The sequence below is a fragment of the Streptomyces sp. NPDC059003 genome (assembly GCF_042740445.1).
Classification (GTDB): Bacteria; Actinomycetota; Actinomycetes; order Streptomycetales; family Streptomycetaceae; genus Streptomyces.
The window spans coordinates 1-20,162 of sequence record NZ_JBHYJH010000164.1; the positions used below are offsets into that span (position 1 = coordinate 1).

Annotated in this window: 20 protein-coding genes; 5 read left to right on the plus strand and 15 right to left on the minus strand. The window is 73.3% G+C overall.

Features of this window, described 5'->3' with window-relative positions:
* Nucleotides 1–231: 231 nt before the first annotated feature.
* The 11 genes from ACFWZ5_RS36815 to ACFWZ5_RS36865 all read right to left on the minus strand — a co-directional run bounded on the left by ACFWZ5_RS36815 (nucleotide 232) and on the right by ACFWZ5_RS36865 (nucleotide 11,704).
* A complete protein-coding gene (locus tag ACFWZ5_RS36815; RefSeq protein ID WP_384795249.1) occupies nucleotides 232–894 on the minus strand; it encodes an ABC transporter ATP-binding protein in 663 nt (220 codons plus the stop codon).
* Nucleotides 887–1,801, minus strand: coding sequence for an ABC transporter ATP-binding protein (locus ACFWZ5_RS36820; protein WP_384795287.1), 915 nt, complete (start codon nucleotides 1,799–1,801; stop codon nucleotides 887–889). The genes ACFWZ5_RS36815 and ACFWZ5_RS36820 overlap by 8 nt, the downstream gene beginning before the upstream one ends.
* A 44-nt stretch (nucleotides 1,802–1,845) precedes the next feature.
* The gene (locus tag ACFWZ5_RS36825; RefSeq protein WP_384795251.1) at nucleotides 1,846–2,727 is read right to left on the minus strand and encodes an ABC transporter permease; all 882 of its coding nucleotides are present in this window, start codon (nucleotides 2,725–2,727) and stop codon (nucleotides 1,846–1,848) included.
* Complete coding sequence (locus ACFWZ5_RS36830) at nucleotides 2,720–3,685, minus strand: ABC transporter permease (RefSeq protein WP_384795253.1); 966 nt, start codon at nucleotides 3,683–3,685, stop codon at nucleotides 2,720–2,722. Before ACFWZ5_RS36830 ends, ACFWZ5_RS36825 begins: the two co-directional genes overlap by 8 nt.
* Nucleotides 3,686–3,741: 56 nt before the next feature.
* On the minus strand, nucleotides 3,742–5,337 hold the full coding sequence (locus tag ACFWZ5_RS36835; protein WP_384795255.1) for an ABC transporter substrate-binding protein: 1,596 nt from the start codon (nucleotides 5,335–5,337) through the stop codon (nucleotides 3,742–3,744).
* Nucleotides 5,338–5,448: 111 nt separating this feature from the next.
* The gene (locus ACFWZ5_RS36840) at nucleotides 5,449–6,558 is read right to left on the minus strand and encodes an acyl-CoA dehydrogenase family protein (RefSeq protein WP_384795257.1); all 1,110 of its coding nucleotides are present in this window, start codon (nucleotides 6,556–6,558) and stop codon (nucleotides 5,449–5,451) included.
* A complete protein-coding gene (locus ACFWZ5_RS36845) occupies nucleotides 6,555–7,736 on the minus strand; it encodes an acyl-CoA dehydrogenase family protein (RefSeq protein ID WP_384795259.1) in 1,182 nt (393 codons plus the stop codon). Before ACFWZ5_RS36845 ends, ACFWZ5_RS36840 begins: the two co-directional genes overlap by 4 nt.
* Nucleotides 7,733–8,710, minus strand: a complete 978-nt coding sequence (locus ACFWZ5_RS36850) for an NADPH:quinone oxidoreductase family protein (RefSeq protein ID WP_384795261.1) — start codon at nucleotides 8,708–8,710, stop codon at nucleotides 7,733–7,735. The genes ACFWZ5_RS36845 and ACFWZ5_RS36850 overlap by 4 nt, the downstream gene beginning before the upstream one ends.
* An 84-nt stretch (nucleotides 8,711–8,794) precedes the next feature.
* Entirely contained in the window at nucleotides 8,795–9,439 is a 645-nt protein-coding gene (locus ACFWZ5_RS36855) for a helix-turn-helix domain-containing protein (RefSeq protein ID WP_384795263.1), read from the minus strand.
* A gap of 140 nt (nucleotides 9,440–9,579) precedes the next feature.
* Nucleotides 9,580–10,338: a PIG-L deacetylase family protein gene (locus ACFWZ5_RS36860; protein WP_384795265.1), complete on the minus strand. Its 759-nt coding sequence runs from the start codon at nucleotides 10,336–10,338 to the stop codon at nucleotides 9,580–9,582.
* 64 nt (nucleotides 10,339–10,402) lie between these two features.
* Nucleotides 10,403–11,704 (minus strand): alpha/beta fold hydrolase, encoded by a 1,302-nt coding sequence (locus ACFWZ5_RS36865; RefSeq protein WP_384795267.1) that lies wholly within the window; start codon nucleotides 11,702–11,704, stop codon nucleotides 10,403–10,405.
* Nucleotides 11,705–11,809: 105 nt separating this feature from the next.
* Between ACFWZ5_RS36865 and ACFWZ5_RS36870 the strand changes: the two genes are divergently transcribed.
* From ACFWZ5_RS36870 to ACFWZ5_RS36885, 4 genes are read left to right on the plus strand one after another with little or no spacing between them, the layout of a single operon-like run.
* Nucleotides 11,810–12,565 (plus strand): (Fe-S)-binding protein, encoded by a 756-nt coding sequence (locus tag ACFWZ5_RS36870; protein WP_384795269.1) that lies wholly within the window; start codon nucleotides 11,810–11,812, stop codon nucleotides 12,563–12,565.
* The gene (locus ACFWZ5_RS36875) at nucleotides 12,562–14,037 is read left to right on the plus strand and encodes a lactate utilization protein B (protein WP_384795271.1); all 1,476 of its coding nucleotides are present in this window, start codon (nucleotides 12,562–12,564) and stop codon (nucleotides 14,035–14,037) included. The genes ACFWZ5_RS36870 and ACFWZ5_RS36875 overlap by 4 nt, the downstream gene beginning before the upstream one ends.
* Entirely contained in the window at nucleotides 14,034–14,738 is a 705-nt protein-coding gene (locus ACFWZ5_RS36880) for a lactate utilization protein C (protein WP_384795273.1), read from the plus strand. Before ACFWZ5_RS36875 ends, ACFWZ5_RS36880 begins: the two co-directional genes overlap by 4 nt.
* A gap of 22 nt (nucleotides 14,739–14,760) precedes the next feature.
* On the plus strand, nucleotides 14,761–15,924 hold the full coding sequence (locus tag ACFWZ5_RS36885) for an ABC transporter ATP-binding protein (protein WP_384795275.1): 1,164 nt from the start codon (nucleotides 14,761–14,763) through the stop codon (nucleotides 15,922–15,924).
* Nucleotides 15,925–16,011: 87 nt separating this feature from the next.
* On the opposite strand, the gene ACFWZ5_RS36890 is transcribed toward ACFWZ5_RS36885, so the two are convergent.
* Genes ACFWZ5_RS36890 through ACFWZ5_RS36905 form a run of 4 tightly spaced genes read right to left on the minus strand, consistent with a single transcriptional unit; the run spans nucleotide 16,012 to nucleotide 18,989 of the window.
* On the minus strand, nucleotides 16,012–16,653 hold the full coding sequence (locus ACFWZ5_RS36890; RefSeq protein ID WP_384795277.1) for a class I SAM-dependent DNA methyltransferase: 642 nt from the start codon (nucleotides 16,651–16,653) through the stop codon (nucleotides 16,012–16,014).
* A gap of 31 nt (nucleotides 16,654–16,684) precedes the next feature.
* Entirely contained in the window at nucleotides 16,685–17,629 is a 945-nt protein-coding gene (locus tag ACFWZ5_RS36895; protein ID WP_384795279.1) for an ABC transporter substrate-binding protein, read from the minus strand.
* On the minus strand, nucleotides 17,626–18,312 hold the full coding sequence (locus tag ACFWZ5_RS36900; RefSeq protein ID WP_384795281.1) for an ABC transporter permease: 687 nt from the start codon (nucleotides 18,310–18,312) through the stop codon (nucleotides 17,626–17,628). The genes ACFWZ5_RS36895 and ACFWZ5_RS36900 overlap by 4 nt, the downstream gene beginning before the upstream one ends.
* A complete protein-coding gene (locus ACFWZ5_RS36905) occupies nucleotides 18,309–18,989 on the minus strand; it encodes an ABC transporter permease (RefSeq protein ID WP_384795283.1) in 681 nt (226 codons plus the stop codon). Before ACFWZ5_RS36905 ends, ACFWZ5_RS36900 begins: the two co-directional genes overlap by 4 nt.
* A 194-nt stretch (nucleotides 18,990–19,183) precedes the next feature.
* Here ACFWZ5_RS36905 and ACFWZ5_RS36910 point away from each other — a divergent pair.
* On the plus strand, nucleotides 19,184–20,162 hold a 979-nt coding region (locus ACFWZ5_RS36910), incomplete at its 3' end, for a peptidyl-alpha-hydroxyglycine alpha-amidating lyase family protein (RefSeq protein ID WP_384891870.1).

The window sequence follows — 20,162 nt, forward strand, 5'->3', positions numbered from 1 at the left end:
GCCCCTAGTAGGACCTGCCCGACGGGTCGGCGTCAGGTGTCCAGAGGTCATGATCGGTGCAGGTGACATGGCGCTCTGCCGCTGAGCTACGCCGACCCGAAGTCGACGACGGGATTCGAACCCGCGACCACCCGTTCCCAAAACGAAGTAACCCGCTCCTTCGCACCTGGACATCATCACCGTAGCGAGCACCGCCCGGCCCGCGCACCGGGTTTTCCGCGCCGTCGACGGCTACCGTCCGCCGGCCAACTCCGCCCACTGCACGGTCCGGTCGCACCACCGGTCGAGGAGCACCTTGTCGTGGCCCACGGCGAGCAGCCCCGCGCCACTGTCGGCGCGGTAGGCCTCCACGGCCGCCACCAGGGCCGCGGTCGTCGACGCGTCCAGCATCGCCGTCATCTCGTCGCAGATCAGCCAGCGCGGGCGCAGGACCAGGGCGCGGGCCAGGCAGGCGCGCTGGAGCTGGCCGTCGCTGACCTCGTGGGGGCGGCGGGTGAGAAGGTCCGCGCTCAGGCCGACCGTGCGCGCCAAGTCCGCCACGCGGGCGGGGGCTTCGGCGGCGCGGCCGGTGGCCCGCAGGGGCTCCGCGATCAGCTGGGCGAGGGTCAGGCGCGGGTCGGCGGACAGGCGCGGCTGCTGGAAGACCACGCCGAACGCGGTGCGCTGGGCGCGCGGGGCGCGGTGGCGCCAGCCGCGGGCCGGTGCGCCGTCGATGACGACCTGCCCGCTGTCGGGCCGGTGCAGCAGCGCCGCGACCCGGGCGAGCGTCGACTTGCCGCAGCCGCTGGGGCCGAGCAGGCCGACGGACTCGCCGGGGGCGATGGTGAGGTCGACGCCGCGCACGACGGGGTCGCGGCGGTCGTATCCGGCGGTCAGGGAGCGCAGTTCAAGCACGGGGGGCCTCAAGGGCTACGGTGGCCGGGTGGTGGCAGGCGGTGCCCGACGCGTCGAGGGCCGGTACGGCCGCGCACGCCTCGTCGGCGCGGTCGCAGCGCGCGGCGAACGCGCAGCCCTCGGGCAGCGCGGACAGCTCGGGCGGCATGCCGGGGATGGGCGTGAACTCCCGCTCGGGCAGGGCGTCGAGGAGTCCGCGGGCGTACGGGTGGCGCGGCCCCGGGTCGCCGAAGAAGGCCTCCGCGTCGGCGATCTCGACGATGCGGCTCGCGTACATCACGGCGACGCGGTCGGCGATGCGCCGGGCCGCGGCCAGGTCGTGGGTGATGAGGAGCAGGGCCCGGTCGTCGCCGACGTGGCGGCGCAGTTCGTCGACGGTGCGGTCGACGAGCTCGCGGTCGAGGCCGGTGGTGGGTTCGTCGGCGAGGAGCAGGGGCGCGTCGCCGATGAGGGCGAGCGCGGTGGCGGCGCGCTGGGCGAGGCCGCCGGACAGCTGGTGGGGGTGGCGGTCGAGGTGGCCGAGGGGGAAGGAGGCGCGCTCGGCGGCGGCCTCTGCGGCCTTGCGCAGCTCCGGCCTGCGCACGCCCGCGAGCTCCCGCAGGGTCTCCTCCAGCTGGGAGCGCACGGTCCGCACGGGCGTGAGGTGCGCGGCGGGGCTCTGCGGTACGAGGCCGACGCGCCGTCCGCGCACGGTGCGGGCGAGGGTGCGCTCGTCGGCGGTGAGCAGGTCGGTGTCGCCGAGGAGCGCGGACCCGGCGGTCTCGGCGTTCTCCGGAAGGAGGCCGAGCAGCGCGGAGGCGAGCACGGACTTGCCGCAGCCGCTCTCGCCGACGAGGGCGAGGCACTCCCCCGCGGCCAGGTCGAAGCGGGCGTCGGTGACGGCGGCCACGTGCGCGCCGCCGCGCATGCGGAAGCGCACGGACAGGCCGCGTACCGACAGGACAGGGGTGCTCACAGCATCAGCTCCGATCGGCGGCGCGGATTGATCCGCTCGCGCCAGGCGCCCGCGAGGCCCGCGATCGCCAGGGTGGGCACGATGATGAACAGGCCGGGGAAGAGCGTGGGCCACCAGTCGCCCGCGAGGAGCGAGCTGCGGGCGCTCTGCACGAGCGTGCCGAGGCTCGCCTGGTGCGAGGGCAGGCCGAGGCCGAGGAAGGAGAGCGCCGACTCGTGCCAGATGGCGTGCGGCACCATCAGGACGGCGGCGAGCCCGGCCTGCGGCAGGACGGCGGGCAGCAGATGGCGCACGGTCACGCGCAGGCGCGACGCGCCGCCGGAGATCGCCGCGTCGATGTACGGCCGGGAGCGCAGGGACAGGACTTCCGCGCGCACGATGCGGGCCGTGGACAGCCAGTGCGTGAGCCCCACGGAGATCACCACGGGCCAGACGCCCGGCCGGAACATGGCGACGATGAAGATGCCGAGCAGCAGGTGCGGCACGGACGAGAAGACGTCCACGAGCCGCATCACGATCCGGTCCACCCAGCCGCCGGACGCGGCGGCGAGCGCGCCGACCGCCGTGCCGATGACGGTGGCCACGACGGCGGCGACCAGGCCGACGAGCAGCGAGACGCGGAGCCCGTACACGCAGCGCACGAGCAGGTCGCGGCCCACGTCGTCGGTGCCGAAAGGGTGGCCGAGGGACGGCGGGAGCAGCTTGTCCGCGAGGTGCACGGCCTGTTCGTCGAGGTCGACGACCGGCGGCACGATCAGGACGGCGAGCACGACGGCCGCGACGATCGCGGCGGAGGTCCACACCCGCCACGCGCGCGTGGCCCCGGCCCGCTTCCGCGCCGTGCGCCCCGACGCGGGGCGCCAGGTGACGTCAGCCATCGAATCCCACCCTCGGGTCGGCGAGCCCGTACAGCAGGTCCGCGAGGAGGTTGCCGAGCAGGACCGCGGCGGTCGCGAGCGCGGTGAGCGCGGCGAGCAGCGGGAAGTCCACGGACGTGGCGGCCTGCACGGTGGCCGCGGCGATGCCGGGCCAGCTGAAGACGGTCTCCACCAGGAGCGCCCCCGTGATGAGTTCGGGCACGCGGGAGCCGATGAGCGTGAGCACCGGCAGCATGCCGGAGCGGAAGGCGTGGTGGAGCAGCACGGTGCGCTCGGACAGGCCGCGGGCGCGGGCGCCGCGCACAGGGTCGTCGCCGAGCGCGTCGCCGACGCCCTGGCGTACGTACAGCACGAACCAGGGCAGCTGTGACACCGCGAGGACCGCGGCGGGCAGCGCCAGGTGGCTGGTGACCTGACTGAACGTCACCGTGGTGCTCGCGGTGTCGGTGAGCCCGCCCGCGGGAAGCACGTCGAGCTTCAGGGCGAACAGCCACATCGCGAGCAGGCCGAGCCAGAACGGCGGGGCCGCTTCGAGGGTGTACGCGAGCGAGGTGACGCCGCGGTCGAGCCAGCCGCCGGGGCGGCGCGCGGCGAGGACGCCGAGCGCGGTGCCGAGGAGGATCGCGAGGACGAACGCGGTGGCGGCCAGCAGCACGGACCAGCCGATGCGCTCGCCGATGGCGTCGGCGACGGGCTGGCGCAGGGTGCTGGAGTCGCCGAGGTCGCCCTGGACGGCCGAGGTCAGCCAGTCCCACCAGCGGCTGACGAGCGGCTTGTCGACGCCGAGGTTGGCGCGCAACTGGTCCAGGTTCTCCTGGGACGCGGTGAGCCCGGCCGTGCCCGCGTACGCCTTGACGGGGTCGAAGGGCGAGGCTTCGGCGACGGCGAAGACGCCGAAGGTGACGACGAGCAGGACGGGGACGGCGAACACGGCCCGTCGTGCGACGAGCCGTGCCATGGGCGCCCAGGGGACCCCGCGGGCCCCCCGGGCGCGCCGCTTGTCGGGCGCGGACGTCACTTGTTCGGCTGCCAGTCCTCGACGTTCCACCACGGGCCCGAGGCCAGGCCGTGGTCGTGCGGCTCGACCTGCGTGGACAGGTCGCCGAAGGACTTGTTCACCACGTACAGGTGGTCGATGTGCGTGAGGAAGGTGTAGCCGGGGTTCTTCACCAGCTCGCGCTGGATGGTGTCGTACGCGGCCCGGCGCCCCGCGCGGTCGCCGCTCTTGCGGGCGTCCTCCAGGGCCTGGTCGACCTTGGGGTTGTCGTAGTGCGCCATGTTGTTGAAGCCGTCACCGGCGAGGGAGGACTTCAGGAGGGTGTACTGGTCGAAGTCCGGGTCGGCCGGGGAGCCGCCGCCCGCGAGGACGGCGTCCTTGGCCATGCGCGGCTCGATGACCTCCCAGGTGCCGGACTGCACCTCGATCTTGATGCCGAGCTTCTTGGCGTCGGAGGCGTAGGCGAGGGCGTGCTCCTGGCGGAGCTTGTCGCCGGTGAGGTACCAGAGCGGGAAGGTGGCCTTGACGCCGTCCTTCTCGCGGATGCCGCCCTTGCCGGGCTTCCAGCCGGCGTCGTCGAGGAGCTTCTTCGCCTTGGCGGCGTCGAACTTCCGCTCGGTGCCCTTGGTGAACCAGGGGCTGTCCGTCGGGACGGGCCCGTAGGCCTCCTTGCCGGCGCCTTCGAGGATCGAGTCGACCATGGCCTTGCGGTCGACGCCGATGTCCAGGGCGCGGCGGACGTCGGTGTCGCCCGCGACCTTGTTGCCGGTCGGCAGGGTCACGACGCGGTAGTCGAAGGTCTTGGCGGCGTACGTCTTCTTGTCGCCGTCGGACGCGAAGGTCTTGGCGAGGTTGGGCGGCAGGATGGCGCCGTCGAGGTCGCCGGTGCGCAGCCGGGTGGCGCGCACGTCGTCGTCCTTGATGATCGCCATCGTGAAGTTCTTGATCTTCGGCGCGCCGCCCCAGTAGTCCGGGTTCGCCTTGAAGACGATCTTCTCGCCCTTGGACCACTTCACCAGCTTGTAGGGGCCGGTGCCGACGGGCTTGGTGGAGAAGTCGCCGGTGTTCACGTCCTGCTTGCCCGCGACGTGCTCGGGCGCGATGGGCAGGACGGTGCGCTCGGCGAACGGAGCGTAGGGGTACTTGAGGTGGAAGACGACGCTGTCCGCGCCCTTGGCCTCGACGCTCTTGAGGGCGTCGAGCTCGGTCTTGGAGGCGTTGTTCGTCTTCTTGTCGAGGATGGTCTCGTACGTGAAGACGACGTCCTTGGCCGTGAACGGCTTGCCGTCGCTGAACTTCACGCCCTTGCGCAGCTCGTACGTGTACGTCCTGCCGTCGCCGGAGACCCGCGGGAGCTTCGCGGCGAGCGCGGGCTTCAGCTTCATGCCGGCGTCGTGCGTGAGCAGGCCGTCGAAGATCTTGGAGTTGCCGTCCTTGCCGTAGCCGAGGAGCGGGCTGAGGGTCTCGGGCTCGTACGCGATGCCGACGACGGCGGAGTCCTTGGCGCCGCCCGCACCCTTGCCGTCGTCCGGCGACGAACAGGCCGATGCGGCGACCGCCAGTGCGGCGGTCGCCGCGACCGCGCCCGTGGTCCGTATGGATCGGGCCCTCATGCTCCACACCCCTACTGAAGATCAATCCTTGTTGCGAACAGCTCGCAATTATGCCTCAAGTAATGGGTGTGTAAGGCGCCGGTCCCCTACGACTTTCGGACCAGGCCCAGGTCAGGGCGTTACCGGAGCGGGCAGGTCCACTAGAGCGGCCAGGGTCGCGCGGTGCCGCCCCGCCGTGCCGAGGGCGATCGAGTCGGCCTTGGCCCGCTTCAGGCGCAGCTGGACCGGGTGTTCCCAGGTCATGCCGATGCCGCCGTGCAGTTGCAGCGCCTCCTCGGCGGCGCGCACCGCCATGGGCCCGGCGTAGGCCTGGGCGAGGGCGACGGCGAGGTCCGGGTCGTCGCTGCCGGTGGCCAGGGCGTCGGCGGCGTGCCGGGCCGCGGCGCGCGCGTGGACCGTGCTCAGCCAGAGCTGGGCGAGCCGGTGCTTCAGCGCCTGGAAGGAGCCGACGGGCCGGTTGAACTGGTGCCGTTCCTTCGTGTAGCGCACGGTCTCGGTCACGCACCAGTCGGCGATGCCGAGTTGCTCGGAGGCGAGGAGCCCGGCACCGGCCCGCAGCCCCCGGCGCACCGCGGCCTCCGCTTCCGTGGTGAGCGGCCGGGCGGCGGCCCCGTCGAGGGTGACCGCGGCGAGCGGCCGGGTGCCGTCGAGGGAGGTCAGGACGGTGACGGTGACGGCGTCCTGGGCGGTGTCGACGGCGTACAGGCCGCCGTCGGCGGGGACGAGCAGGACGTCGGCGGCGGCCGCGTCCGCGACACCGGTCACCTCACCGGTCACCGCGCCGCCTGCGTGCCGTACGCGGGCGAGGGCGGCGCCGGGCGCCGTGGCGAAGGGCACCGCGAGCGCGCCGACCGTACGGCCCGAGGCCAGCGCGGCGAGCAGCTCGGCCGCCGCGTCACCCGCGCAGGCGAGCAGCGCCTCGGTCGCGACGACCGCGCTCGTCAGATACGGCACCGGCGCGACCGCGCGGCCGAGTTCCTCCAGGACCACGGCGGCCTCGCGGTGCGTGGCGCCCTGGCCGCCGCGCTCCTCGGGGACGAGAAGCCCGGCGAGGCCCATCTCCCCGGCGAGGGTCTTCCACAGTTCCCCGTCGTGGGGCTGACCGGACTCGATCCGGGCGAGGACACCGGCGGCGTCACAGCGGTCGGCGAGCAGGTCCCGCACGGCGGCGCGCAGCGCCTCCTCTTCCTCCGTGTACAGCAGGTCGCTCGGCGATGTCATCGGGTCAGGTCCTTCCAGGCGACGTCCTTGTCGGTGCGCGGCTCGGGCGGCAGGCCGAGGACGCGCTCGGCGACGATGTTGAGCAGGACCTCGCTCGTCCCGCCCTCGATGCTGTTGCCCTTGGCGCGCAGATAGCGGTAGCCCGCCTCGCGGCCCGTGAAGTCGACGTACTCCGGGCGCCGCATGGTCCAGTCGTCGTACATCAGGCCCTCGTCGCCGAGGAGTTCGACCTCCAGGCCGCTGATCTCCTGGTTGAGGCGGGCGAAGGTGAGCTTCATGCCGGAGCCCTCGGGTCCGGGCTGGCCCGCGACGAGCTGCTGGCGGAGCCGCTCGCCGGAGAGCCGGGCGACCTCGGCCTCGACCCAGAGGGTGAGCAGGCGCTGGTGCAGGTCGTGGGTGCGCAGCTCGGGGCGTTCGCGCCAGGTCCGGGCGACGGGCTCGATCATGCCGCCCCCGCGCGGGAAGCGCAGGCCGCCGATGGCGACGCGCTCGTTCATCAGGGTCGTCTGGGCGACCTTCCAGCCCTCGCCGACCGCGCCGAGGCGGCGGCTGTCGGGGATCGGCACGCCGGTGAGGAAGACCTCGTTGAACTCGGCCTCGCCGGTGATCTGGCGCAGCGGCCGCACCTCGACGCCGGGGTCCGTCATGTCGCAGACGAAGTACGTGATGCCGCGGTGCTTGGGCGCGTCCGGGTCGGTGCGGGCGATGAGGATGCCCCACCGGGCCAGGTGGGCGCTGGACGTCCACACCTTCTGCCCGTCGACCACCCAGGCGTCGCCGCTGCGGACGGCGCGGGTGCCGAGCGCGGCGAGGTCGGAGCCCGCGCCGGGCTCGCTGAACAGCTGGCACCACACCTCTTCGCCGACCCACAGGGGCTTGAGGAAGCGCCGCTTCTGCTCCTCGGTGCCGTACGCGAGGATCGTGGGCGCCGCCATGCCGAGCCCGATGCCGATGCGGCGCGGGTCGTTGTCGGGCGCGCCCGCGGCCTCCAGCTCCGCGTCGACGACGGCCTGGAGGGAGCGCGGCGCGCCGAGGCCGCCGAGCCCCTCGGGGTAGTGCACCCAGGCGAGCCCTGCGTCGAAGCGCGCCTGAAGGAACTCCTGGCGGGGCGTGTCGGTGGGCGGGTGCGCGCGCAGCAACTCCTGGGTGCGGATGACCAGTTCGGTGGCGTCGGTCATGCGGCGGCTCCGTCCGCGCGGCCGGGCTCGACGACCACGCGGCCCGTGGTGACGCCGTCGGCGACGCGCCGGACCGCGTCGGCCGCCCCGGTCAGCGGCAGCCGCTCGCTCACCAGCGGCCTGATCGCGCCCTTGGCGGCGAGCTCGGTCAGCCGCTCGTGGCAGTCGGCGACCGACCCCGGGTCCTTCTGCGCGTACAGGCCCCAGTGCAGGCCGACGATCGAGTAGTTCTTCACCAGGGCGTGGTTGAGCGCGGGCGTCGGGATGGTGCCGCTCGCGAAGCCGATGACGAGGATGCGGCCCTCGAAGGCCACGCACCGCGCGGACTGCGCGTAGGCGGCGCCGCCGACCGAGTCGTAGACGACGTCGGCGCCGCGCCCGCCGGTGGCCTCCTTCACGGCGGCGACGACGTCGTCCGCGCGCCGGTCGAGCACCAGGTCGCAGCCGAGTTCGCGGGCGACCTTCGCCTTCTCGGGGCCGCCGACGACGCCGATGACCCGGGCGCCCGCCGCATTGCCGAGCTGCACGGCCGCGCTGCCGACGCCGCCCGCGGCCGCGTGCACGAGCAGGGTCTCGCCGGCCTGGAGCCCGGCCCGCCGGTGCAGGCCGAACCAGCCGGTCTGGTAGCCGACGTGCAGCGCGGCGGCCTCCGCGTCGTCCAGGGCGTCCGGCGCGGGCAGCAGGGCGGCGGCGTCCGCGACGGCGTACTCGGCGAAACCCCCGTACGGCAGCGCCGGGTTGGCGATCACGCGCCGTCCGTCCTCGGTCTCCCCGCAGATCTCCAGGCCCGGCGTGAACGGCAGCGGCGGGGTGATCTGGTACTGGCCGCGGCACAGCAGCGCGTCCGGGAAGTTGACGTTCGCGGCCCGGACCTTCAGGAGCACCTGCCCCGCGCCGGGCACCGGCCGCTCCGCCTCCTCCAGGCGCATCACCTCCCCGGGCTCGCCGTTGCGGTGTACGTGCCATGCGCGCATGCGGGGCCTCCACGGGGCTTCGGTGGACCGTGCTCCGTTGGATACTAAGCGGTCGCTTGCCTCGTTGGGAACAGGGTGCGACGGTCAGCCGTCCGCCCCGGACCGGCCTTTCGGCTTGGCGCGTACGTGCATCCGCTCCCCCTGCGGCCCGAACAGGCTCAGGAACTCCGCGGGCCCGTCCCCGGTCGAGCCGAACCAGTGCGGCACGCGCGTGTCGAACTCGGCTGCCTCCCCCGCCGTGAGCACCACGTCGTGCTCGCCGAGCACGAGCCGGAGCCGTCCGGACAGGACGTAGAGCCACTCGTAGCCCTCGTGGGTGCGCGGGTCGGGCTCGACGGACCGCGCGGGCTCGATGACCTTGTACGCCTGGAGCCCGCCGGGCTGCCGGGTCAGCGGGACCATCGTCCGGCCGTTGCGCACGATCGGCTTGGCCCGCACCCGCGGGTCGCCGACGGGCGGGGCGCCGACGAGTTCGTCGAGCGGCACCTGGTGGGCGCGGGCGATGGGCAGGAGCAGTTCGAGGCTCGGCTTGCGCCCGCCCGACTCCAGGCGCGACAAGGTGCTGACGGAGATGCCGGTGGCCGCCGAGAGCTCGGCGAGGGTGGCCCCGCGCTCCTTGCGGATCTTGCGGAGGCGGGGGCCGACGGCGGTCAGGACCTTGTCGGTCTCCTGGCCATCGGCGCCCCCGTCCGCGGGGCCGGTGCCGTCGTGAGGTGCTGTGCTTGCCATGTGTTCATTGCAGAATCGGCAAGGCTGTATGTCAATCCCGCATGTCAGACCCACATGTCGGACCCACACGTCAGACCTGCGAAGCGAAGCGGCCTCAGGCGCGGCCGCACACCCGCCGCACACCCGCCGCACGCGCGGCCTCAGCGGCTGAAGACCTCGAACGCCACCGCGGGCTTCCCGCCGAAGCGCGGCGCGACCCGCTGCGCGACGTCGGTGAGGAAGGTGCGGCAGTACTTCTCGGGGTCCTCCTCGGTCAACACCTCCAGGTACGCGCGGTGTTCGAGCAGCGAGCCGATGGCGCGCTCCAGGCCCGGCGTCGCGTCGACCGCGTGCGTCGGCGACGTGGTCCCGGCCACGGCCACCCAGCGCACCCCGTCCCACGGTTCGAGGCCCTGCTCGACGAGCTCCGGGAAGATCCAGCGGTTGCCCGCGTCCGACGCCGCGTCGAGCGTGGCGCGGCCGACGGCGACGTGGTCCGGGGTGTTCCAGGCCACGCCACCCCAGGTGTCGCGGTGGTTGAGCGTGATGACGAGCTCGGGCCGGTGGCGGCGGATCGCGGCGGCGATGTCGCGGCGCAGCGCCGTGCCGTACTCGATGACCCCGTCCTTGTGGTCGAGGAACTCCACCGTCCGCACGCCGACGACGGCGGCGCTCGCGCGCTGCTCCCGCTCGCGCAGCGGCCCGGCCTCGGCGGGCGGCATCGTGTCGATGCCCGCCTCGCCGCGGGTCGCGAGGAGGTACGCCACCTCGCGACCGCCGTCCGTCCATGTGGCGATGGCGCCCGCGCAGCCGTACTCCAGGTCGTCCGGGTGGGCGACGACGGCGAGGGCCCGCTGCCAGTCCTCGGGCATGGGCGCGAGCTGGGCGGCCTGGTCGGTGCTGTGCTGCGGTTCGGTCATAACTGCAGCTTATCCACGAGGTTGGGCACAGAACGCCGTCGGGATCGCTCCGGATATCCGGAGGTCAGGCTTCCCCTCGTACCAGGCCGAGCAGCCGGTCCAGGACCCGCGGCCCGCTCGCCCGCACGCCGTCGTGCTCGTACTCGTCGGTGACCCAGGTGCGCAGGCCCCGGATCGCCCGCGCGGTGCGCAGCGCGTCGTCGGTGTCGACGTACAGGTCGTCGTGGTAGACGGCCGCGGCCACCGGCACGTCGTTCGCGGCGAGGCGGCCGGTGTCGTACAGCGGGGCCCAGTCGGCGCGTTCGGCGAGGAGGTCGGCGGTCTCGCGCAGCGGGCGCAGGGCCGGGTCGCTGTCGAACATCCAGCGCTGCACGGCCTCCCCGGTGAACAGCGGCGGCTCGCCGTTGGCGAGGCTCTTGCCCGCGTCGAAGCGCGGGAACTCGGCGCGCACCCGCTCGGCGGACCACGCGGTGGGCCGCCCGCCCTGGGCGTAACACGCCTCGTGCAGCAGGGCGTACAGCGGATGGCCCGCGTACGACAGGAGGGCGCCCGCCTGCTCCTGGAAGGCGTCCGACAGCTCGTGCCCGGACGGCGTGCGGACGAAGGCGTCCTCCAGGAGGTAGTGCAGGCGGTGGCTGCCGTCGCCGGTGCCGAGCAGGATGCCGAGGGACTGGAAGGCCTCGGCGGTGAACCGGTAGCCGCCGTTCAGGACGGGCTCGTGCTCGGCGGCGAACTCGGCGACGCGGCGGGCCCGTTCGACGTCCTGGGGGTAACGGTCGTAGTGCGCGAGGGACTTGCGCTCCATGCGCGGGTACGCGGCGCGGTACACGTCGTCCGCGTGCCCGTCGAGCGTCGGCAGGCCGCCGGTGATCAGCGCGGCCGCCAGGCCCTCGGGCGCCGACGACAGGTAGTGCACGGCGCAGAAGCCGCCGAAGCTCTGGCCGAGCACCGTCCAGGGCGCGCCGCCGGTCACCTCGCGGCGGATCGCCTCGCAGTCGCGCACGATGCTGTCGGCGCGGAAGTGCGCCAGGTAGTCGGCCTGTTCGCGGGGGCCGCCGCGCAGCGGCAGCGTCTGCCGGTTGGCCGGTGTGGAGCTGCCCGTGCCGCGCTGGTCGAGCAGCAGCACGCGGTAGTCGCACAGGGCGCGGCCGAGCCACGCCTGCGCACCGCTGAACCGATTCGCCCCGAAGCCGGGTCCGCCCTGGAGGTACACGAGCCACGGCAGGTCCGCGTCGGCCTTGGACGCCGCGACGCACTCCCGCGCGAACAGCTCGATCCGCTCCCCCGCCGGGTCGTCGTGATCGAGCGGCACGGTGAACCTGCGGTCGGTGAGGACGACTCCGGGCTGGCGGTAGGTGACGGTCAAGAGGACTCCCGAACGCGTACGACAGATGCGGGGGCAACGTATCGCAACCCCTGGGTGGCCGCGTACCCTGCGCTCATCCGATGACCGAGGAGGAGGGGACCGGCGATGCGTGTCGCACTTTTCCTGACCTGTGTCAACGACACGCTCTATCCGGACACGGGCCGTGCCGTGGTGAAACTGCTGACCAGGCTGGGTGTCGACGTCGACTTCCCGATGGCGCAGACCTGTTGCGGACAGGCCCACTACAACACCGGCTACCGCCATCAGGCGGAGCCGCTCGCCCGGCATTTCTCCGATGTCTTCGGGGGGTACGAGGCGATCGTGACGCCGTCCGGGTCGTGCGGCGCGATGGTGCGGGAGCTGTATCCGCGCATGGGCGAGCGGGCCCGCGCGGAGGGCCGGGGCGGTGGGCTCGCGGCCGCCGTGGCGCCGGTCGTGCCGAAGACGTACGAGCTGACGGAGTTCCTGGTGGACGTCCTCGGCGTGACGGACGTCGGCGCGTACTACCCGCACAAGGTCACCTACCACCCCACCTGTCACGGCCTGCGCTCGCTCGGGCTCGGCGAGCGCCCGGCGCGGCTCCTCAAGGCGGTCAAGGGGCTCGAGCTCGTGGAGCTGCCCGGCGCGCGGGAGTGCTGCGGCTTCGGCGGCACGTTCGCGGTGAAGAACGCCGACGTCTCGGCGGCGATGGGCACGGACAAGGTGCGCGCCGCGGAGTCGACCGGCGCCGACGTGCTGTGCGCGGCCGACAACTCCTGTCTGATGCACATCGGCGGCACCATGGCGCGGCTGCGCACGGCGATGCGGCCGGTGCACCTCGCGGAGATCCTGGCGAGCACGGAAGAGGAGCCCTGGTCATGACCGGCACGTTCGTGGGGATGCCCGCGTTTCCGGAGGCGGCGCGCGAGGCCGTCGGCAATCGGACGCTGCGCGCCAACCTCCGCCACGCCACCCACACCATCCGCGACAAGCGGGCCCGTGCCGTCGCCGAGCTCGACGACTGGGCGCGCCTGCGCGAGGCGGGCAAGCGCATCAAGGACGAGACGCTGCGCCATCTCGACCGCCATCTGCTGCGGTTGGAGGAGTCCGTCACCGCCGCGGGCGGCACCGTGCACTGGGCGAAGGACGCCGCCGAGGCGAACCGGATCGTCGCCGACCTGGTGAAGGCGACCGGGGAGCGCGAGGTCGTCAAGGTCAAGTCGATGGCCACGCAGGAGATCGGGCTCAACGAGGCCCTGGAGGCCGAGGGCATCCGGGCCTACGAGACCGATCTGGCCGAGCTGATCGTGCAGTTGGGCGAGGACCGGCCCTCACACATCCTCGTCCCCGCCATCCACCGCAACCGCGGCGAGATCCGGGACATCTTCCGCGACCGGATGGCGGCCTGGGGCCGCCCCGCCCCGGACGGCCTCACCGACACGCCCGCCGAGCTCGCCGAGGCCGCGCGCCTGCACCTGCGCGAGAAGTTCCTGCGCGCGAAGGTCGGCGTCTCGGGCGCCAACTTCATGGTCGCCGAGACCGGCACGCTCGTCGTCGTCGAGTCCGAGGGCAACGGCCGGATGTGCCTGACCCTGCCGGAGACGCTGATCTCCGTCGTCGGCATCGAGAAGGTGGTGCCGACGTGGCGGGACCTGGAGGTGTTCCTGCAGACCCTGCCCCGCTCGTCGACCGCCGAGCGCATGAACCCGTACACGTCGATGTGGACCGGCACCACTGATTCCGACGGCCCGAGCGCCTTCCACCTGGTGCTGCTCGACAACGGCCGCACCGACACCCTCGCCGACGAGGTCGGCCGCCAGGCCCTGCGCTGCATCCGCTGCTCCGCCTGCCTCAACGTGTGCCCGGTGTACGAGCGGGCGGGCGGCCACGCGTACGGCTCGGTGTACCCGGGCCCGATCGGGGCGATCCTCAGCCCTCAACTCCGGGGCACGCAGAGCGAGATCGACGCGTCCCTGCCGTACGCGTCGAGCCTGTGCGGCGCCTGTTACGAGGTGTGCCCCGTCGCCATCGACATCCCGGAGGTCCTGGTGCACCTGCGGGAGCGGGTCGCGCAGGGCGGCGAGGTGACCCGGCGCGGCGTGAAGGTGACGCTGCGGCCCGCGAAGGGGCACGCGGTGGAGCGGGCGGCGATGCGGGCGGCGCGCTGGGCCTTCGGCCGGCCGCGGGTGCTTCGGACGGGGCAGCGCCTCGCGTCGCGCACCCGCTCGCTGCACCCGCGCGCCCTGCCGGGCCCCGGCCGGGCCTGGAGCGCCACGCGGGACCTGCCGCCGGTGCCCGCCGAGCCGTTCCGCGACTGGTGGCGGCGTACGCACGGCGAAGGGAGCGGGGCGTGAGCAGCAGGGACGCGATCCTCGGCCGGATCAGGCGGGCGCTCGGCCCGGAGCCGCACGACCCGAACGGCTCGGACACCTCGTACGCGGCGTACGAGGCGTACGAGGCGTACGAGGCGTACGAGGCGTACGAGGCAGCCGTGCCGCGCGACTATCTGCGCGAGCACGGCGCGCGCACCGAGGCGGAGACCGTCGACCTGCTCGCCGAGAACCTCGCCGACTACCGGGCCGTCGTGCACCGCACGGACGCGGACGGCCTCGCGGAGCTCCTGATGCGGCTGCTCGCCGCGCGGGGCGCGCGGACGGTGGTCGTGCCGCCCGGCCTGCCGCCGTGGTGGCTGAAGGCCGCCGACCCCGTCCGCGTCCACGACCGCGCGGCGCACACCCCGCAGGAGCTCGACCGGGTCGACAGCGTCGTCACGGGCTGCGCGGTCGCGATCGCCGAGACCGGCACGCTCGTGCTCGACGGCTCCCCCGACCAGGGGCGCCGCCGGATCACGCTGGTCCCCGACCACCACATCTGTGTCGTGCGCGTGCCCGACCAGGTCGTCTCGTCCGTGCCGCTCGCCCTCGAACGGCTCGACCCGGCGCGCCCGCTCACATGGATCTCGGGCCCCTCCGCGACCAGCGACATCGAGCTGGACCGGGTCGAGGGGGTGCACGGCCCGCGCACCCTGGAGGTGGTCCTTGTGAGCGGGATGTGAGCGGCGCGGTTAGCGTGAGGGAATGATCCGGTTCGAGCAGGTGACCAAGCGCTACCCGGACGGCACGACGGCCGTGGACGACCTGTCGTTCGAGGTCGCGGAGGGCGAGCTGGTCACGCTCGTGGGCCCGTCGGGCTGCGGCAAGACGACCACGATGATGATGGTGAACCGGCTCATCGAGCCGACGTCGGGCCGCATCCTCGTCGACGGCCAGGACGTCTCCGGCGTCGACCCGGTGCGCCTGCGCCGCCGCATCGGCTACGTCATCCAGCAGGTGGGGCTCTTCCCGCACCGCACGATCCTCGACAACACGGCGACCGTGCCGGCGCTCGTCGGCTGGAAGCGGGCCAAGGCCCGGGCCCGGGCCGCCGAACTCCTCGACCTGGTCGGCCTCGACCCTAAGACGTACGGCCCCCGCTACCCCGAGCAGCTCTCCGGCGGCCAGCGCCAGCGCGTCGGCGTGGCCCGCGCGCTCGCCGCCGATCCGCCGGTGCTCCTGATGGACGAGCCGTTCGGCGCGGTCGACCCGGTGGTGCGGGAGCGCCTCCAGAACGAGTTCCTGAACCTCCAGCGGACCGTGCGCAAGACCGTCCTGATGGTCACGCACGACATCGAGGAGGCAGTGCGGCTCGGCGACCGGGTCGCGGTGTACGGGCAGGGGCGCATCGAACAGTTCGACACGCCGGGCGCGGTCCTCGGCACGCCCGCGTCGCCGTACGTCGCCGAGTTCGTCGGCGCGGACCGGGGCCTGAAGCGGCTTTCGGTCACCGCGATCGAGGCCGACGACCTGGAGCAGCCGCCGGTCGCCCGCCTGGACGAGCCCGCGACGCAGGCCGCGGCCCGGCTCCGCGCCGAGGACGCCCGCTGGGCGATGGTCCTGAACGCCGACGGCGACCTGCACGGCTGGGTCGGCGTCGACGAGGTCGCGCTTGCCGGGGACGGCGCCACGGTCGGGGATCTGGCGCACCGCATGAACTCCTGGGTGCCGGTGGGTGCCCCGCTGAAGCAGGCGTTCGGCGTGATGCTCCAGCACGACGCCGGGTGGGTCGCCGTCGTGGACGGCGCCCGGTTCGTGGGGGTGCTCACGCCCGCGAAGCTGCATGAGGCGTTGCGGCGGTCCGTGGATGCGGATGCCCACGGGGTGGGGCGGGGGGACGTGGAGTTCGACTCCGTTGCCGATGCGTGAGCGGTGGATTCGGTGTTTGTCTGCGGGTTCGTTTGGGCTGGGCGCGCAGTTCCCCGCGCCCCTTCGGGGCGCTGCCCCTCCCCCGTCTCAGGTACGGCGGGCCAAGAGGTAGCCACGGTGGGTTTCCACTTCGCCAGAGCCAGGGGCTCGTTCCATGCGCATCTCCACTGAGAACCCCGCCTCCTCCAAGAGCTGGGCGGTCTCATCGACCGCCAGGAAGCGGAAGTCCAAGTCCACCTCGTGGTCCCACCACTCGTCGAGGTGGCGGATCTCCGTGCCGATGTGGAAGGAGAGGAGCAGCAGGCCCGCGGGGCGCAGGACGCGGTGGAACTCCTTGAAGGCGGGGCGCAGTTCGTCGGGGGGCAGGTGGATGATCGTGTAGAGGGCTACCGCCGCGCCGAACTCGGCGTCGGCCGCGGGCAGTCCGAGGAGGTCGCCCTCGCGGAACTCCACCTGCGGATAGCGGCGGCGGCCCTCGGCGACCATGCCCGCGGACAGGTCGATCCCGACGGTGCGGACGCCGAGCCCGGCGAGGTGGGCCGCCACGTGCCCGGGGCCGCAGCCGAGGTCGGCGACCGGCGCGCACCGCGGCGCCCGCTCCACCAGGGCGGCCAGGAGCGCCCGGTCGAGCGGCTTGGCGTCGAGCTCGTCGTGCAGTCGGTTCGCGTACTCCTCGGCGACGGTGTCGTAGCTGCGGCGCGTCCTGTCGTGGTCCCCGTGATCGGCCATGCGGTCAGCATCGCATCCCCCGATCGGCGCCCTACAGCAGGCCCTTGTCCTTCAGGTACTTCTCCGCGACGTCCTCCGGGAGCCGCCGCCAGCTGTCCACCTGCCGGTTCAGGGACGCCAGGTCGGCGGTCGTCAGGACGGTGTTGAGGCGGCCGAGCGCGCGGGCGACGCGCTCGCTGCCCGCGCGGGAGCGGTTGACGACCGGGACGATGTGGTCGGCGTTCTGGAGGTGCTTGTCGTCGGCCAGGAGCACCAGGCCGAACTCGTCGAGCGTGGCGTCCGTCGAGGTGGTGAGCACCATCTGGTCCCGGCCGCTCTGCACCGCCTTCTTGGCCTGGGTCGTGCCGACGCCCTTGGGGTCGACGGCGGTGATGTCGATGCCGTACACCTTCTTCAGACCCGGCTCGCAGTAGGGGCGCTGCACGCACTCGTCGCCCGCGGCGAGGCGCACCTTCAGGCCGGACTTCCCCAGGTCGCTGAGGGTCTTGAGGCGGTGCTGGCGCGCGTACGGGGCCGCGACGGCGAAGGCGTTCTGGTCGACGGCCCGGCCGGGGGCGAGGACGGTCAGGCCGCGCTTGTCGGCGAGTGCGCGCAGGGCCTTCATGGTCGCGCCGAGGTCGGGCGAGCCGACGGGCTTCGCGTCGGCGCCGTTGACCTTGGCGTTCAGCCAGTCCGCGAACGTCGCCGCGTACTCGGGCACGACGTCGATCTGGCCGGACTCCAGGGCGGGTTCGTACAGCTCGCGGTTGGCGACGGACAGGAACTCCGTGCCGTATCCGGCCTTGTTGAGGAGCAGCGCGTACATGTGCGCGAGGAGGTCGCTCTCGGTGAAGCCCGCGGAGCCGACGACGAGGTGCTTGCTGTCGCCGGGGGTCGCGGTGACCTCGTCCTGCTTCTCCAGGGACGGTCCCGTGTCGCAGCCCGCGGCGAGCACGGCGGCCGCGAGGAGCACCCCGCAGCGGGTGCGCCACCTCATCCCGCTCCTCCGTTCCGTACGGCCCTGGCCCAGCCGGGCGCGAGCCGCTCGGCGACTTCGAAGACACCTTCGACGAGGAGGGCGAAGGCGGCGACGAGCACCGCGCCCGCGACGACCTGCGGCGTGCTCGCCAGGTTGAAGCCCGCCGTGATGATCCGGCCGAGCCCGCCGCCGCCCGCGAGCGCCGCGATGGTGGCGGTGGCGACGAGCTGGACGGCGGCGATCCGCACCCCGCTCATGATCAGCGGCAGGGCGAGCGGCGCCTCGACCCGCCACAGCATCTGTCGCCCGGTCATGCCCATGCCGCGCGCGGCCCGCACGATGTCGCGGTCGACGCCGCGCATGCCGACGTACGCGTTGGTGAGCAGCGGCGGCACGGCGAACAGGACGAGGGCGACGACGGTGGGGCCCTCGCCCCAGTCGCCGATGGGCGTGAGCAGGAGCAGGACGAGCACCGCGAAGGTCGGCACGGCGCGGCCGACGTTGGAGATGTTCACGGCGAGCGCGCCGCCCCTGCCGAGGTGGCCGAGGACCAGGGCCACCGGCAGCGCGACGAGGCAGCTGACGAGCAGGCACACCACGGTCAGGACGAGGTGCTGGGCGAGCCGGTGCCAGATGCCGCCGTCGCCCGACCAGTGGGCGGGGTCGGCGAGCCAGTCCCAGGCGTCGGCGAGGGTCTTCATGCGCGGGCCGCCCGCGTCCAGGGCGTGATGAGGCGCTGCACGCCGAGCAGCAGCAGATCGGCGAGGACGGCGATGACCACGCACAGCACGGATGCGGTGAGGACCTGGGCCTTGAAGTAGGTGTTCATGCCCGCGTAGATCAGGTTGCCGAGCCCGCCGAAGCCGACGATCGCGCCGACGGTGACGAGGGAGACCGCGGAGACGGTGGCGATGCGCAGGCCCGCCATGGCGGCGGGCAGGGCGAGCGGCAGTTCGACGGTGAGGAGCAGGCGGATGGGCCCGTAGCCCATGCCGCGGGCGGCCTGCCGGGTCTCGTCGGGCACGGCGCGCAGGCCCGCGAGGATGTTCCGTACGAGGAGCGTCAGGGAGTACAGGACGAGCCCGGCGACGACGAGCGCGGCGGAGAGCCCGTACAGGGGCAGGAGCAGCGAGAACATCGCGAGCGACGGGATCGTGTACAGGACGGTGGTGAGCGCGAGGACGGGCCCGGCGGCGAGGCTCCAGCGGCGGGCGGCGACGGCGAGCGGCAGCGCGACGGCGAGCGCGATCAGGACGGAGACGGCGGTCAGCTCCAGGTGCTGGAGCACGGCGTCGGTGAGGATCTGCCGGCGCGTGCTCAGGTACTCGCCGCAGATCCACTCGTTGCGCGCGAGGCAGTCGTCCGGCGGCGTCGTCACCTCTCCATTCCACCGGGGCGGGCGGGGGACGGCGCGTCTTGGTCACCCGTACGGGGGCCGGGGCCCGCCGCGGCGGGCGGACGCGGAGACATACGCGGAGACGTACGCGGAAACGCACGCGGGGGCGGACGCCCTCTGTCGCGCCGCCGCCCGGCCGCCCTATGCTTCCGGGCCGACGCGTCCTGGGAGGACTGATGGCTGTCGGACCCGCGACCAGTGAGACCGTCTACGAACCCGTGCCCTACTGGGCCAAGATCCCGCACGGGATCTGGCTGCAGGAGGCCACGTCCGTCGCCGTCGACTCGGAGGACCGGGTCCACGTCTTCAACCGCGGCAACATGCCGGTCCTGGTCTTCGACCGGGACGGCCACGTCATCGACATGTGGGGCAACGAAACGCCCTTCGCGGGCACCGAGTTGGCCGAGAACCCGTACGGGACGCTGACGCCGCGCTGGAAGGGCTGCCGCTTCCTGCACCCGCACGCCGTCACCATCGACCATGAGGACCACCTCTGGCTCGTCGACGACATCGGCAACCGGATCACCAAGACCGACCTGAAGGGCAACACGCTCCTCACCCTCGGCACCGGCCGCCCGACCGGCTTCCAGAGCGGCGAGCCCTTCAACCGCCCCACCGACGTGGCGGTCTGCCCGGCGACGGGCGACCTCTTCGTGTCGGACGGCTACGGCAACTCCCGCGTCCACCGCTACGACGCGGCCGGCAGGCACCTCGCGTCGTGGGGTGGGCCCGGCTCCGACGAGGGCCAGTTCAGCCTGCCCCACAACATCGCCCTGTTCGGCGACGACGCCGTGATCGTGTGCGACCGCGAGAACCACCGCGTCCAGGTGTTCTCCCTGGACGGCGCGTTCCGGGCGTCCTGGCACGCCCACAAGGCGGCCGCCGTCTGCGCGGGCAGGGGCGCGGACACCAACGTGTACGTCGCGGAGCACGGGCCGCCGCCGGTGCAGCAGGGCGTGCCGGGGCTCGGCCACCGGATCCAGATCTACGACCGCGAGGGCCGCCGCGTCACCAGGTTCGGCGCGGACCTGCCCGGCGAGGCCCCGGACCAGTTCAACTGGCCGCACAGCGTCGCGGTGGACTCCGAGGGCAGCGTGTACGCGGCGGAGGTGTCGTACATCGAGGCCGGAGCCAAGCTCACGCCGCCGCGTGAGC

What these genes read in the sequence shown, in the direction of transcription:
- ACFWZ5_RS36820 (WP_384795287.1), bottom strand. Translation starts at nt 1,801, where the DNA reads ATGCGCGGCGGCGCGCACGTGGCCGCCGTCACCGACGCCCGCTTCGAC.
- ACFWZ5_RS36860 (WP_384795265.1), bottom strand. Translation starts at nt 10,338, where the DNA reads ATGACCGAACCGCAGCACAGCACCGACCAGGCCGCCCAGCTCGCGCCC.
- ACFWZ5_RS36895 (WP_384795279.1), bottom strand. Translation starts at nt 17,629, where the DNA reads ATGAGGTGGCGCACCCGCTGCGGGGTGCTCCTCGCGGCCGCCGTGCTC.
- ACFWZ5_RS36855 (WP_384795263.1), bottom strand. Translation starts at nt 9,439, where the DNA reads ATGGCAAGCACAGCACCTCACGACGGCACCGGCCCCGCGGACGGGGGC.
- ACFWZ5_RS36875 (WP_384795271.1), top strand. Translation starts at nt 12,562, where the DNA reads ATGACCGGCACGTTCGTGGGGATGCCCGCGTTTCCGGAGGCGGCGCGC.
- ACFWZ5_RS36835 (WP_384795255.1), bottom strand. Translation starts at nt 5,337, where the DNA reads ATGAGGGCCCGATCCATACGGACCACGGGCGCGGTCGCGGCGACCGCC.
- ACFWZ5_RS36845 (WP_384795259.1), bottom strand. Translation starts at nt 7,736, where the DNA reads ATGACCGACGCCACCGAACTGGTCATCCGCACCCAGGAGTTGCTGCGC.
- ACFWZ5_RS36850 (WP_384795261.1), bottom strand. Translation starts at nt 8,710, where the DNA reads ATGCGCGCATGGCACGTACACCGCAACGGCGAGCCCGGGGAGGTGATG.
- ACFWZ5_RS36870 (WP_384795269.1), top strand. Translation starts at nt 11,810, where the DNA reads ATGCGTGTCGCACTTTTCCTGACCTGTGTCAACGACACGCTCTATCCG.
- ACFWZ5_RS36830 (WP_384795253.1), bottom strand. Translation starts at nt 3,685, where the DNA reads ATGGCACGGCTCGTCGCACGACGGGCCGTGTTCGCCGTCCCCGTCCTG.
- ACFWZ5_RS36890 (WP_384795277.1), bottom strand. Translation starts at nt 16,653, where the DNA reads ATGGCCGATCACGGGGACCACGACAGGACGCGCCGCAGCTACGACACC.
- ACFWZ5_RS36885 (WP_384795275.1), top strand. Translation starts at nt 14,761, where the DNA reads ATGATCCGGTTCGAGCAGGTGACCAAGCGCTACCCGGACGGCACGACG.
- ACFWZ5_RS36840 (WP_384795257.1), bottom strand. Translation starts at nt 6,558, where the DNA reads ATGACATCGCCGAGCGACCTGCTGTACACGGAGGAAGAGGAGGCGCTG.
- ACFWZ5_RS36900 (WP_384795281.1), bottom strand. Translation starts at nt 18,312, where the DNA reads ATGAAGACCCTCGCCGACGCCTGGGACTGGCTCGCCGACCCCGCCCAC.
- ACFWZ5_RS36825 (WP_384795251.1), bottom strand. Translation starts at nt 2,727, where the DNA reads ATGGCTGACGTCACCTGGCGCCCCGCGTCGGGGCGCACGGCGCGGAAG.